The sequence below is a fragment of the Pseudoalteromonas sp. T1lg23B genome, from assembly GCF_002964665.1.
In the GTDB taxonomy this organism is placed as follows: Bacteria; Pseudomonadota; Gammaproteobacteria; order Enterobacterales; family Alteromonadaceae; genus Pseudoalteromonas.
Genome location: NZ_PQBZ01000034.1, coordinates 1,537,502 through 1,551,633, shown reverse-complemented (window position 1 = coordinate 1,551,633; position 14,132 = coordinate 1,537,502). Strand labels below are relative to the sequence as shown.

The 14,132-nt window shown below is 43.5% G+C and carries 13 protein-coding genes and 1 pseudogene; all 14 read right to left on the bottom strand.

Annotated features, from left to right (window positions below; all coding sequences use genetic code 11):
* Nucleotides 1-5 precede the first annotated feature (5 nt).
* On the bottom strand, nucleotides 6-659 hold the full coding sequence (rpiA, locus tag C2M32_RS15530; RefSeq protein WP_105169200.1) for a ribose-5-phosphate isomerase RpiA: 654 nt from the start codon (nucleotides 657-659) through the stop codon (nucleotides 6-8).
* A gap of 78 nt (nucleotides 660-737) precedes the next feature.
* Nucleotides 738-1,343, bottom strand: coding sequence for a 5-formyltetrahydrofolate cyclo-ligase (locus tag C2M32_RS15525; RefSeq protein WP_105169199.1), 606 nt, complete (start codon nucleotides 1,341-1,343; stop codon nucleotides 738-740).
* A 10-nt stretch (nucleotides 1,344-1,353) separates the two neighbouring features.
* The gene (locus C2M32_RS15520; protein WP_105169198.1) at nucleotides 1,354-1,899 is read right to left on the bottom strand and encodes a hypothetical protein; all 546 of its coding nucleotides are present in this window, start codon (nucleotides 1,897-1,899) and stop codon (nucleotides 1,354-1,356) included.
* 131 nt (nucleotides 1,900-2,030) lie between these two features.
* Nucleotides 2,031-3,314 carry a phosphoribosylamine--glycine ligase gene (gene purD, locus C2M32_RS15515; protein WP_105169197.1) on the bottom strand — a complete coding sequence of 428 codons (1,284 nt, stop codon included), beginning with the start codon at nucleotides 3,312-3,314 and terminating at the stop codon, nucleotides 2,031-2,033.
* 16 nt (nucleotides 3,315-3,330) lie between these two features.
* Nucleotides 3,331-4,167, bottom strand: coding sequence for a class I SAM-dependent methyltransferase (locus tag C2M32_RS15510; RefSeq protein ID WP_105169196.1), 837 nt, complete (start codon nucleotides 4,165-4,167; stop codon nucleotides 3,331-3,333).
* Nucleotides 4,168-4,265: 98 nt separating this feature from the next.
* Nucleotides 4,266-5,852 carry a bifunctional phosphoribosylaminoimidazolecarboxamide formyltransferase/IMP cyclohydrolase gene (purH, locus tag C2M32_RS15505; protein WP_105169195.1) on the bottom strand — a complete coding sequence of 529 codons (1,587 nt, stop codon included), beginning with the start codon at nucleotides 5,850-5,852 and terminating at the stop codon, nucleotides 4,266-4,268.
* 230 nt (nucleotides 5,853-6,082) lie between these two features.
* Nucleotides 6,083-6,373: a DNA-binding transcriptional regulator Fis gene (fis, locus tag C2M32_RS15500; protein WP_005491017.1), complete on the bottom strand. Its 291-nt coding sequence runs from the start codon at nucleotides 6,371-6,373 to the stop codon at nucleotides 6,083-6,085.
* Between the two features lie 19 nt (nucleotides 6,374-6,392).
* Nucleotides 6,393-7,364, bottom strand: coding sequence for a tRNA dihydrouridine synthase DusB (gene dusB / locus C2M32_RS15495; protein ID WP_199886176.1), 972 nt, complete (start codon nucleotides 7,362-7,364; stop codon nucleotides 6,393-6,395).
* Nucleotides 7,365-7,641: 277 nt separating this feature from the next.
* The gene (prmA, locus tag C2M32_RS15490) at nucleotides 7,642-8,517 is read right to left on the bottom strand and encodes a 50S ribosomal protein L11 methyltransferase (RefSeq protein ID WP_105169193.1); all 876 of its coding nucleotides are present in this window, start codon (nucleotides 8,515-8,517) and stop codon (nucleotides 7,642-7,644) included.
* Between the two features lie 78 nt (nucleotides 8,518-8,595).
* Nucleotides 8,596-10,437 carry an RNA polymerase sigma factor RpoD gene (gene rpoD, locus C2M32_RS15485; RefSeq protein ID WP_105169192.1) on the bottom strand — a complete coding sequence of 614 codons (1,842 nt, stop codon included), beginning with the start codon at nucleotides 10,435-10,437 and terminating at the stop codon, nucleotides 8,596-8,598.
* Between the two features lie 104 nt (nucleotides 10,438-10,541).
* Nucleotides 10,542-12,298, bottom strand: a pseudogene (gene dnaG / locus C2M32_RS15480) (DNA primase).
* An 89-nt stretch (nucleotides 12,299-12,387) separates the two neighbouring features.
* Entirely contained in the window at nucleotides 12,388-12,834 is a 447-nt protein-coding gene (locus C2M32_RS15475) for a GatB/YqeY domain-containing protein (protein WP_105169191.1), read from the bottom strand.
* 20 nt (nucleotides 12,835-12,854) lie between these two features.
* Entirely contained in the window at nucleotides 12,855-13,070 is a 216-nt protein-coding gene (rpsU, locus tag C2M32_RS15470; RefSeq protein WP_010362466.1) for a 30S ribosomal protein S21, read from the bottom strand.
* Between the two features lie 128 nt (nucleotides 13,071-13,198).
* Nucleotides 13,199-13,798, bottom strand: a complete 600-nt coding sequence (gene rsmD, locus C2M32_RS15465) for a 16S rRNA (guanine(966)-N(2))-methyltransferase RsmD (protein ID WP_105169190.1) — start codon at nucleotides 13,796-13,798, stop codon at nucleotides 13,199-13,201.
* Nucleotides 13,799-14,132 lie beyond the last annotated feature (334 nt).

The following is a 14,132-nucleotide window of genomic DNA, read 5'->3' as shown; positions in this document are numbered from 1 at the left end:
CCTATTTAGCTGATTTTAGGACCCTCAGGGGTTCCAGTAATAACAATGTCGGCACCACGATGGGCAAATAAGCCGTTGGTTACTACGCCGACAATCTGGTTTATGCTTTCTTCTAACTGCTTTGGCTCTTTGATCTGCAGATTATGCACATCAAGGATGACATTGCCGTTATCGGTAACAACCCCTTGCCTATACACGGGGTCACCACCAAGCTTTAATAATTCACGTGCCACATAGCTGCGTGCCATCGGGATCACTTCAACAGGTAACGGGAAAGCTCCCAAAGTTGCTACGTGTTTAGTGTTGTCCACGATACAAATAAATTGTTGTGCGACTGCTGCGACAATTTTCTCTCGTGTTAACGCTGCACCACCGCCTTTAATCATGTCGTTGCTAGTATTAATTTCATCAGCGCCATCAACATACACATCTAGCTGGTCAACGTCGTTGAGCTCAAATACTTCAATACCCAACGCTTTAAGCTTTTCAGTTGATGCTTCAGAACTGGAAACCGCCCCTTTAATTTGGTCTTTGATGCTGCCAAGGGCATCAATAAAGTGGTTTACGGTAGAGCCTGTTCCTACACCAACAATGGTGTCTTTTTTTACATATTCTAATGCAGCCCAGGCTGCCGCTTTTTTCATTTCATCTTGGGTCATTACGTAATTCACTGTGTTGTCAAATTGAACGATCAGAGTATACCGTAATTGTGTCCGCAGAATGAGCCTGAATATTATTTACCATTGATAAAATTTGCTGGGCGTGATGATCTGTTGTAGTGGAACATCCCAAGCTTGTATTGGCAGCTTGTCAACTTGCTGACAGTCGTGAGCTAGGCCAATTAGTTCTGGCTTTTGCATTTGCTCACGATAGTATCGCGCCAAGGTTTTATCGTAGTAGCCGCCTCCCATACCTAAGCGGTTACCCTCTTTATCGAATGCCACAAGGGGCATCAAGAGGTAATCTAGCTCGTATAAGGGGCAAATATGACTGCAATTCAACTGTGGCTCCAAGATAGCATAGCGATTCAGCGTCATGGGTGAATTTTTTTCATATCTTTGGAACAGCAATGTGGTGCCGTTAAAGGGGTGTATAATGGGCAGGAATACGTGGTGATTTTCTTTTATAAGTGACTGAATTAAAAGTGAGGTATCAAGCTCTCCATCATTGCTCAGATAAAGCCCGATCCGGGCGTTTTTGGGAAGTTTCTTATGTTGAAAAAAATTAATATTAATTTTTTTCGCGGCTTGTTCTTGTTCAAAATTACTTAAACTTTTTCTCGCATTTCGAATACTCTTTCGAATTTGTGAACGAGACAAAGAGGAATTTTGGGCATTGTGCATAACTTCTCTACTATAAATTGAACCATTGCGGATAAATAATAGCCAGCGCTAACACGGTTAGAAGTAATATAAGGACGACCGCTAAGGTGTATTGCAGCGTGCGAGTGGGGATCTTCTTGACAGGTTCCATATCAAGATCCAACTCTTCAAATAGTTCATCTTCTTGCCAGCTATCAGACTTAGAATCATTTTTGTGTTCTTCAGGCTCGTCAGTTAGGCGTTGCTCTAGCTCTTCTAGGCGCTCTTCGATACGAATTAAACTACTCGTAATGTAATCTAGTGCTTCAAATACGCGTTCATCTTTTTGATTTTGCGAAGATGAGTGAGGTGCTTGTTCTACGGCGACCAGTTTTGCTTTTACACCCATTCTTTCTAGTAGCTTAACTTGCTTTAAAGATTTACTTTGTTCCGCTGGCGCAAATAGTGGCTTTTTGGCAAGAAATGCCTCAACTTTTTGAGCTGGAATGTTGAGTTTAGAGCTTAGCGTTGTCACAACCTCTTCGGCTGACGTAGTGCTTTGTAAACCGATAAACACGACTCGATACTTTTGTGACATGATAATTCCTAAAGCGATGCTAATGCTTTGAGTATACCGAATTTTTTGTATGTTGCGAATGTGTTATCGAGGAGCTGAGGGAGATTTGTAAAAAGCAGGTCAGTTAACCCTGACCTGCTAAGTGTGTAGTATTATTGTTCTCTGGCAATCGCGCGATAGCCAATATCGGTGCGGTACTCAACACCATCCCAGTGGATATCTTTAACCAGTGAATAGGCGCGCTTTTGCGCCTCTGTTACTGAATGACCAAGTGCCGTTGCACATAATACTCGACCACCGGATGTGACCACGTCTTCGCCATCTTGCTTAGTACCAGCATGAAATACTTTTTCGCCCTCAGGGTAGCTGACTTGCAGGCCACTGATGACATCCCCTTTAGGGTAGTTACCAGGGTAACCTTTTGCTGCTAGCACTACACCCACAGCTGCACGCGGATCAAATCTAATATCAATCTTATCCAACTCTTCTCGATTAGCCGCTTCGATAAGTTCTACTAAATCTGATTGCAAACGCAACATGATTGGCTGAGTCTCAGGGTCACCAAAACGGCAGTTGTACTCGATTACTTTTGGTGTACCATCTTCGGTAATCATCAAACCTGCGTATAGGAAGCCTGTATATGGATTGCCTTCGCTTGCCATTCCTTCAACGGTTGGATGAATGACTTCATCCATGATGCGTTGATGAATGTCAGGTGTGACGACCGGTGCCGGTGAGTATGCGCCCATTCCGCCAGTGTTAGGGCCCTTATCGCCGTTGTAAGCGCGTTTATGGTCCTGACTGGTAGCAAAAGGGAGGACATTCTTACCATCTACCATGACGATAAATGACGCTTCTTCACCTTCTAGAAACTCTTCAATGACAACACGGCTGCCAGCGTCACCAAACGCATTACCCGCAAGCATGTCACGAATGGCTTCTTCAGCTTCAGCTTCGGTCATTGCGACAATTACCCCTTTGCCGGCTGCTAAGCCATCGGCTTTAATGACGATAGGTGCGCCTTGTTCTTTAAGGTAAGCCAAAGCTGGCTCAACTTGTTCGAACGTTTGGTAGTTGGCTGTTGGAATGTCATGACGAGCTAAAAAGTCTTTGGTGAAAGACTTTGAACCTTCCAGTTGTGCGGCTGCTGCCGTTGGACCAAAAATTGCCAGCCCTTCTTCGCGGAAGCGGTCAACAACGCCGATTACTAAGGGCGCTTCGGGGCCGACAATGGTCAGTTCGATGTTGTTCTCTTTTGCAAACGTTACTAATGCGTCTAGATCTTCAACACCAATGGCAACATTGGTTAATTTTGGTTCCAGCGCCGTTCCAGCGTTACCTGGAGCAACATATACCGTTTTTACCGATGGATTTTGAGCAGCTTTGAACGCTAGTGCGTGTTCGCGGCCACCACTGCCAATGACGAGTACATTCATGGCGAAATTTTCCTATTTAAAGCTTCTTAAATTTTAGAGTCATGCGATTGCTTTCCCCGATAGCTTTGTATTTTTCGGCCTGTTCTTCACCCATAGTTAAATGGGGTGGTAAAGTCCAAACGCCTTTAGGGTGATCTGCGCTATCTTTAGGGTTGGCGTTAATATCGCTTTGAGCCACTAATTCGAATCCAGCTTGTTTAGCTACATCAACCACATAGCTTAGCTTCATATAGCCAGAACTTTTTTGCTCGACATCATCGCGGTCTTCTGGCAGCTGATGTTCAACAACACCTAAAATACCGCCTGGTTTGAGCGCCTTATTAAATGCTTTAAACGCACTTAACAAACCGTCATGGTCTTTTTGCATGTACCAGTTATGGACATTTCTAAAAGTCAGTACCATGTCAGCGCTGCTCGCCGGAGCGATATCCAAATGGGTCACAGGAAAGAACTCGGTGATTTTCACTTCACTATAACGAGGATCATTAGCAACTTTATCTTTAAAGTTGGCAAGTGACTTCTTGTAATAGCCTATCTCAGAGTCAGCAGGGAAATGAGCCGCATAAAGCGTACCTTTACCTTTTAGCGTGGGAGCCAAAATTTCTGAGTACCAACCGCCACCTGGGCTGATCTCAACCACTGTCATATCATTTTGTAAACCGAAGAACTCTAAAGTTTCCACCGGATTACGGTACTGATCTCGAACGCGGTGTGCTTCAGGGCGCTCCGAACTCTGTACGGCTGAAACAATCGCTGCGCTAGCTTGGTTTGTGTTGACGCTGTTATTTGCGTTGCAACCAGCTAGTGCGGCCACTACGGCTGCAGTAAGAAGTGTTTTTAAACCAAATTTCATTTTTCTGTTCCTTCACTTTGTGATTGTGTTTTAAGCAGAATACTCGAATTTAGTGCAAACAAAAAGCGCGAAACGTTAAACGGTTCGCGCTGTGATTATTAGTGACGGAAGTGGCGCATTCCGGTGAATACCATTGCCATACCCGCTTCGTCCGCTGCCGCGATAACTTCTTCATCACGCATTGAACCACCTGGCTGAATGACCGCTGTAATACCCGCTTCGGCGGCAGCATCTATGCCATCGCGGAATGGGAAAAAGGCATCAGATGCCATTACAGACCCCTTAACTTCAAGGTTTTCATCAGCGGCTTTGATACCTGCAATTTTGGCTGAATAGACGCGACTCATTTGGCCGGCACCCACACCAATTGTCATACCATCTCTGGCGTAAACAATCGCATTAGACTTAACGAACTTGGCTACTTTCCAGCAGAATAATAAATCTTTCAATTCTTGTTCGGTAGGTTGACGCTTAGAAACCACTGTAAGGTCGTCTAGCGTTACCATGCCTTGGTCTCTGTCTTGTACTAAGATACCACCGTTAACACGCTTGATATCAGCTTGAGTCGTCTTCGTATGCCATTGACCACATTCTAACAAGCGCACATTCTTTTTCGCCGCAACAATTTGTGCTGCTTCTTCTGAAACGCTTGGTGCGATGATCACTTCAACAAATTGACGAGCAACGATAGCTTCTGCTGTATTACCGTCTAGCTCACGGTTAAATGCGATGATGCCACCAAATGCTGAGGTAGGATCAGTCTTAAATGCACGGTCGTAAGCAGCAAGGATGTTTTCATCAACAGCAACACCACAAGGGTTAGCATGCTTTACTATCACACACGCCGGTGCATCAAATTCTTTAACACACTCAAGAGCCGCATCGGTATCAGCAATATTGTTGAATGATAGCGCTTTACCTTGAAGTTGCTTTGCGGTTGCTACAGACGCTTCTTGTAAGTCGTTTTCAATGTAGAAGGCTGCATCTTGATGTGAGTTTTCACCATAGCGCATGTCTTGCTTTTTGGTGAACTGCATATTGATAGTGCGAGGGAACTTGGTCTCTACGGCAGCTTCTTCTGTGTAATCAGGCACCATATTGCCGAAGTAGTTAGCTATCATACCGTCATATTGAGCGGTGTGCTCATAGGCCGCAATTGCCAAATCAAAGCGTGTTTTATATGTTGTAGAGCCGTTGTTTTCTTTTAGCTCATCAATAACACGTTGATAGTCGCTGGCATTAACCACAATTGTGACATCTTTATGGTTTTTAGCGGCAGCACGAACCATGGTTGGGCCACCAATATCAATGTTTTCTATGGCATCTTCAAGGCTACAGTCAGCTTTTGCAACAGTTTGTGCAAAGGGGTATAAGTTAACCACAACCATATCAATAGCAGAGATATCATTCTCGGCCATCACTGCTTCGTCTTGTCCACGACGTGCCAGAATGCCGCCATGTACTTTTGGGTGTAACGTTTTTACACGACCATCCATGATCTCTGGGTGACCTGTATAGTCAGATACTTCTGTGGCAGTAATGCCGTTATCAGTTAATAGTTTAAATGTACCGCCAGTAGAGAGGATCTCTACACCTTGAGCGCTCAAGGCGCTTGCTAATTCAACGATACCGGTTTTATCTGACACGCTTAATAACGCGCGACGAATTGGACGATGTATATCCATGATGGTTTAGGTTTCCTCAATGATAAGTTAAGGGCTAGCTTAGAAGGGCGCTATTTTAGCCTAATTTACGTAAGAAAACGATCATAAACCTTGGCTGATGATTGAGATTTTGTGAATTTATAATTCGGGCAAGGCGTTAGCTAGTGCGGGCTGTTACAAGGAGTAGGGTGTTTAGATGTTAAAAAAGCACCCTGAGGTGCTTTTTGTTGAAGGTCAAAACCAAGCGGTGCTTAGTTCATGCCGTATTTTTTCAGCTTCTTGCGTAAAGTACCACGGTTGATACCTAACAAGATTGCCGCGCGAGTTTGGTTACCACGCGTGTACGTCATTACTTCTTCTAGTAACGGCGCTTCTAGCTCTGAAAGAACAAGATCGTAAACGTCTTGCACATCTTGACCGTTAAGCTGCTTTAAGTAGTGATGAACAGCTTTTTTTACTGCATCGCGTAAAGGTTGCGGTTTCTCTTGTGACTGAACATGAGCGTTAGTGATAAATGGAGAAGTCACATTTTGTTCGAACATCGTTATGTCTCTTTCTTTCTTAGTTAGCTGCTAGTGTTTCAAAGTATTGTTCCAATGCCTCAATTTGCTCATTTGGCGTTTCGAGGGCATTAAATACTCGCCTAAACTGACCTGCTTGGTCGTGGGCTTGCAAATACCATGATACATGCTTGCGTGCGATGCGCGCTCCCATTGGCTCACCGTAAAACTGATGAAGGTTAACTAAGTGCTCCATCAAAATACTACGCACCTCAGAAACCTCTGGGGCTGGCAGTTGTTTTCCAGTTCGCAAAAAGTGGTCTATCTCCCTAAATATCCAAGGGCGACCTTGGGCGGCACGACCAATCATGATGGCATCTGCGCCCGTGTAATCCAGTACCTGTTTTGCCTTTTGTGGAGAAGTAATATCTCCATTTGCGACTACAGGTATACTTACTGCACGTTTAATATCCCTTATTGTGGCGTATTCAGCTTCGCCCTTGTACATACACGCTTTGGTGCGGCCATGTACTGCAAGCGATGCAATGCCATTACGTTCAGCAATTTTAGCAATCTCTACGCCGTTGCGGTTTTGTGTATCCCAACCCGTACGGATTTTTAATGTTACAGGTACTTCTACAGCTTCTACTACTGCTTGAACTATCTGCTCCACTAACTCGGGATACTGCAACAATGCAGAACCTGCTAGTTTCTTATTCACTTTCTTTGCAGGGCAGCCCATATTGATATCTATGATCTGCGCCCCATTTGCTACATTGAACTGTGCAGCCTGTGCCATCAATTCTGGATCGGCACCAGCAATTTGCACTGAGCGTATGCCAGACTCGCCTTGATGATCCATACGGTTCATAGACTTATCTGTTTTCCATACCTTTGGATTTGACGACATCATTTCTGATACAGCTAAACCTGCGCCTAATCGACGGCATAACTGTCGAAAAGGTCTATCAGTGATCCCTGCCATAGGGGCCACAATAATGTTGTTATCAAGTTGGTATGGACCAATACGCACGTTGTTCAATCTGCCTCTTTTCAAGGGGCGCTAAGTTTACGGTTTTTTTTGCAAAAATCAAAGGCTATAAATTGAACATTATTGCTTTTTTTTTGAACTTACTGGGTTGACTTTTTATAACAGTTTGAGTCTCTGATTTATTTGGGTGAAATTTAATCAGTTAGAATGAAGGGGATGTTGACAATATCAGCAGTTACTGCTGTGAAAAAACAGTAAAGCCTGTTAAATACAGGCTTTAGCTGTTACAAGTTACTAACTCATAAATGCTTTTTACGGGTTAATTATGCTTACTGCCACTGACGCGAGTCCATTCTCCTTCCTGAGCTATCGCGTCGAGGTCTACATATTTTTCATATACTTTGGCCACCGATAGTGCTTGCTCTTCTAAAATTCCCGACATGGCAATTTTTCCATGTGGTTTTAAGAAGCCTAGAATGATTTCATGTAGGTCACGCAGGGGTTGTGCCAATATATTTGCAACGACAATGTCGGCGCTAAACTCAGGCTGATTCTCAGGTAAGTAAACTTCTAATTGATCGGCCACACCATTTCGCTTCGCGTTATCAAGGCTTGCTGCAAGTGCTTGCGGGTCTATATCGATGCCAATGACACGTTCAGCACCTAGTTTGATTGCTGCAATCCCTAAAATGCCGGAGCCACAACCAAAGTCAACCACGGTTTTACCAGCCAAATCCTGACTTTCAAGCCACTTTAAACATAATGCAGTTGTTGCATGCGTGCCTGTGCCAAATGCTAAACCTGGGTCAAGCAAAACGTTCACAGCATCGGGTTCAGGCACATCACGCCAGCTCGGGCAGATCCATAAGCGCTCACCAAACTTGATGGGGTGGAAATTATCCATCCATTCGCGCTCCCAATCTTTGTCTTCAAGTTGCTCAATTTTGTAAGTAAGCGGCTGTGAACTGTTTTGTTTGAGGTAGTCTACGACTTCATCCATATCATGTGCGGCATCAAATAAACCGATGACTATGGTGTCAGGCCAAAGAATGACTTCTCCGGGTTTAGGCTCATAAACAGGGTTGTTACTGCCATCCATGAAGGTGACAGACGGACAGCCAACATCAAGCAATAGGTCGCTTAAATGATCGGCAGTTTCTTTATTAGCGTGAATGCGGATTTGGATCCAAGCCATGAGCTTTCCTAAATTGTGCAAGTTATTAAAAAGGCCGCGGTAGCGGCCTTTCGTAGATTCTGTTGGCGTAAAAGTCGTTTAACCTTTTACATCCAAGAAACTTTTCAGAAGATCTGAACGTGAAGGGTGGCGCAGCTTACGCAATGCTTTAGCTTCGATCTGACGAATACGCTCACGAGTTACGTCAAACTGTTTACCAACCTCTTCAAGAGTATGGTCAGTATTCATGTCAATACCAAAACGCATACGTAAAACCTTCGCTTCACGTGCGGTAAGACCCGCTAATACTTCATTGGTTGCACCACGAAGACTTTCCATTGTTGCAGAGTCAATTGGTGACTCTATGGTTGTGTCTTCGATGAAATCTCCTAAGTGCGAATCTTCGTCGTCACCGATCGGTGTTTCCATAGAAATCGGCTCTTTAGCAATTTTCAGCACCTTTCGGATCTTATCTTCTGGCATCATCATACGCTCAGCCAGTTCTTCTGGGTTGGGTTCACGGCCCATCTCCTGAAGCATTTGACGAGAAATACGATTAAGCTTATTAATTGTCTCTATCATATGCACTGGAATACGGATCGTACGCGCCTGATCGGCGATAGAGCGAGTAATTGCCTGACGGATCCACCAAGTTGCATAGGTTGAGAATTTATAACCACGGCGATACTCAAACTTATCTACCGCTTTCATCAGACCAATATTACCTTCTTGGATAAGATCCAAGAACTGCAAACCACGGTTGGTATACTTTTTGGCAATTGAAATAACTAGACGTAAGTTAGCTTCAACCATTTCTTTTTTAGCTCGGCGAGCTTTGGCTTCACCGATGCTCATACGACGGTTGATATCTTTAATACGCTCAACGGTCAATCCAGTGCTTTCTTCAATAGCCTTTAACTTGTTGATACAGCGCTCGATTTCAGGTTTAACTTCAGCAAGCTTTTCTGAATGCTTTTCACCTGCGGCGATTTCAGCGTCTACCCAAGCCATATCGGTTTCGTTGTTTGCAAAATGCTTAACAAAAGTTTTCTTTGGTACTTTTGCAATTTGCACCGCTTGCTTCATCACGATACGTTCTTGAACTCGAACTCGGTCCATCATTTCGCGCATGTTGTTAACCATGCGGTCAAACTGTTTTGGTACTAGTTTGAAGGTACGGAATAATTCACCAATTTCAAAGATAGCAGCCTGTGAGTCTGGATGAGCGCGGCCTTTGCTTTCAAATACTTCACGTGCTTTGTTGTAAAGTGTGCGAAGTTGTTCGAATTGAATACGCGCTTCTTCAGGATCTGGACCTGTATCTGCGTCTTCATCATCGTCGCTATCTTCATCATCTTCATCGTCTTCGTCAGCTAAGTCTTCATCACTAAGTTCTGAGCCGATGTGTGTTGCTGAGATTTGTGTTTCTTCGGCATTAGGGTCGAAAAAGCCTGATACGATGTCGCTTAAGCGCATCTCGTCGGCTTCAAACTTGTCCCATTGCTCCAATAGATAAGTGATAGCTTCAGGATACTCTGCCACAGAGATTTGAACCTGATTGATACCTTCTTCAATTCGCTTCGCGATTTGAATTTCACCCTCACGGGTCAATAGCTCAACAGTACCCATTTCACGCATGTACATGCGCACAGGATCAGTAGTACGACCGATTTCTTTTTCAACCGTAGCAAGTGCAGCGGCGGCTGCTTCTGCGGCATCTTCATCGGTGGTGGTTTCTTGCATCATCAATTCATCGGCATCAGGTGCACTTTCAGCAACCTGAATACCCATATCATTGATCATACTGATGATGTCTTCTACCTGATCTGAGTCTATTATGTCTTGTGGAAGGTGATCGTTAACTTCTGCAAAAGTTAAGTACCCTTGCTCTTTACCTTTCTGAATCAGAAGTTTGAGTTGTGACTGAGGAGATTGATCCATAGAGATTTATGCTTCCACTCTGATAAGTTGATACAACAGGCGCCAGCGAAAAAACACCGAACAATTTGCATGACGCAGTGAATAGAACATTATAACAGCAAAATTTAATTTTGACTAGTTCTTCTGCTGCTTAACGCTTGGGTCAAAAGCGCGCATTCAAGCCGTTCTTCGCTATTTAAGCCTTCTGTTTTGTCTTTAATTAATAAGGTCTCTAACCTAAAATTTAAACACTGATCCTCAATAAATTGAAAAGTATTTTGGAATTCTTCAGTTAGAGCTTGTTCGTTAATATCGTGTCGCCACACCGCGAGCTTTTTTAGTGCATCGTATTGCGGCATATCTCTAAAATATTCAAGCAGTTGCGCCGTGGTGTAGTGTGTATTTTGTAAGCAAACCGACTGCAGCTCTAAAAGCAGTTGGATGCCAGGTATATTCATTTGTGCTAGCTCGGGTAAGTACTCAACACTTGTCGCCAGTTGTGGATGCTGTATCAGCAGTCCAATTGCTCGGCGCATGGGTGTAATTTTAAACTTACGTTCAATGTTATGTTGTTGTTTCGGTGTTGCGAGCTTGGCAGAAAGCTGCTCACGAGTACGGCCGATCAGTCGCGCAAGCTTTTCCAGTAAGCTTTCTTGATAATAGTCACTGGGTATCTTACTTATCATAGGTAGAGCTTCACTCATTAATTTGGCTTTACCAGCATCACTAGTGAGTTCACAGCTTTGTGCGAGTTTATCAAATAGTACCTTGGAAAAGTCATCGGCATGAGTGAGTCTGGTTTCAAATGCCTCTTTACCCTCTTGCTGAACTAATGAGTCAGGATCTTCCCCATCGGGTAAAAATACAAATCTCAGCGACTTACCATCTTTCAGGTAAGGAAGAGCGTTTTCTAGTGCTCGCCAAGCCGCATCTTTTCCTGCTCTATCGCCATCGTAACAGCAAATAACGGTATCAGTAGTTCTAAACAATGTATGCATGTGTTCAGCTGTCGTGGCGGTTCCCAGCGCCGCAACGGCATAATTGATACCTTGTTCTGCTAACGCTACCACATCCATGTAGCCTTCAACAATAACAACACAATCTAATTTGTCGTTAGCCTGTTTGGCTTCAAAAAGACCATATAGTTCAAAACCTTTGTGAAAGATTCTAGTTTCTGGAGAGTTTAAATATTTTGGCCCTTGGTCCTTGCTCATGACTCGACCGCCAAACGCAATAACGCGTCCGCGTTTGTCTCGAATAGGAAACATGAGGCGATCGCGGAAGAAGTCAAACTGTCTGCCAGGCGTTTTTTCAGAAGCAAGCTTTAATTCCAGCAGCTGCTGACGTTGCTGTGGCGTGCGTCCGACCTGTTGACATAGGGATTCCCACTCACTAGGAGCGTATCCAATCATGTAATGTTTAACGGTTTCACCGGATAAGCCACGGCCTTTAACGTAGTCGATAACTAGGCTAGAATTTTTGTGGTGTTTCAGTTGATGTTGATAAAAACGCGCTGTTTGCAACATCAGATCATAATCTGAACGTTTTGCTCAATGGTACGTTCTGGTTTTCCAGAGCCTTGTTCGCGAGGAACGTCTAGATTTAGTAAGCTGGCGAGTTCTTCGATGGCATCCACAAACTCAAGTTTGTCATATTCCATCATAAACGAGATAGCGTTGCCGTTGGCACCACACCCAAAGCAGTGATAAAACTGCTTATCACGAGAGACCGTAAAAGAAGGTGACTTTTCGTTATGAAATGGACAACATGCCTGGTAGTCTTTTCCTGCTTTTTTTAAGCCGACACGCGCATCGATCAGATCGACAATATCGGTGCGATCAAGCAGCTCATCAATAAACTCTCTTGGGATCTTTCCAGCCATATTATTTCTAACGATGTTCCCTTATACCTAGACGAAGAAACCGAGCGCTAGGGCTCGGTTCACTTTAATCATACAATCTGTACGCGGGATTATGCGCTTAATCGTTGTTTTATCAAGCCAGAGATTTTGCCCATATCGGCACGACCTTCAGCTTTGGACTTGATTATGCCCATAACTTTACCCATGTCTTGCATACCTGCAGCGCCAGTGTCGGCAATTGCAGCATCAATCAATGCGATGATTTCTTCTTCAGTCAATGGCTGAGGTAAGAAAGCTTCTAGTACATCGATCTCACTTGCTTCAATTTCAGCTAAATCATCACGACCAGCATCTTTATACTGGGTGAAAGAATCACGGCGCTGTTTAACCAACTTCACTAATACAGAAGTGATACCTGCATCATCTAGTGTTGTTTGATTGTCAATTTCGCGCTGTTTTATTTCAGCAAGAACCATGCGGATAGCGCCAAGACTTATTTTGTCTTTAGCACGCATGGCATCTTTTTGTGCGTCTTTTAGCTTAGTTAAAAGGCTCATTTATACAAGACCGAGACCGATTAGTATAATTTAACGCGACGTGCGTTTTCGCGAGAAAGCTTTTTCATGTGACGCTTAACCGCTGCAGCTTTTTTGCGCTTACGCTCAGCTGTTGGCTTTTCATAGTGCTCGCGACGACGAACTTCTGAAAGGATACCTGCTTTTTCACATGAACGCTTGAAACGACGAAGTGCAACGTCAAACGGTTCGTTTTCTCTTACTTTAATTACTGGCATTAAAAATTCACCTACCTAATTAATGAGCAATGCTCACGCTGATCAAGTTTTGATCAAGTGGTTCAAAAATGGTGCGGTATTGTAATCCGAAGCAACACCACATGTAAAGCGTAAATTAGAGCTAAATATTAACTTACTGATTCGTGGCGTTGGTAAAGTCGACACAACACTTGTCCTGCCTGCTTTTCCTTAAGAATTTGCCAGCCCAGAGGAGCTGAAAATTCGAGTTCTTTTTCAACTTCTACATAGATAAGCGAGTCACTTGATAGCCAATTATTTTGCTCTAATAGCGTACAGCATAGCTGTGCTAGATCCTTTCTAAAAGGCGGATCGACAAATACGAGATTAAAAGGTGTTTGCTCATTTTCACGGCTCAGTACATCAAGAGTATTACCATTTATCACTGTTGCATTAGTTAGCTTGAGTGTACTAATGTTGGTGTTTAGCTGTTCTGCAGCTTGTCTATCGAGCTCTATAAAGCACGCTTGTTTGGCAAAACGAGACAAGCATTCGAAACCCAATCCTCCTGAGCCTGCAAAACAGTCCAAAACGGTTGCATCTCTAGTATCTTGCATTAACCAATTGAACAATGTTTCTTTGATCCTATCCGTAGTTGGGCGAAGTCCTGCAACGTCTTTTACGGGTAATTTTCTACCACGGAATTGACCGCTGATTATACGGATCACACCATCGTTTTGGTTATTTTTGGAAACTGTTTTTTTTCTCATAGATGCTACTTATTACGAAATCTTAATATTTTTGCTCAGATAAATCACAGCAGCTACATTTTTCATCTTTACGGAACATGATACACTGCGCGCTAATTTTTGATTTTATTTTTGACGTTAATGCTGAGTATGAATATTAACTTAGCTTTAATGTTACTCACTTATGGTTCTGGTTGTCTTAGGTAAAGACAATTTAGAGAACCATCACTAGTCTATCAGATTTATTAATACGGTATTTAGCGAGCATGGGAAAAAAGAACAAATTTCTGTCTTGGTTTGGATTTGGTAAAAAAGAAGCAGAACAGTCACAGCAACAAGCCGAAGAGCAGGAGCA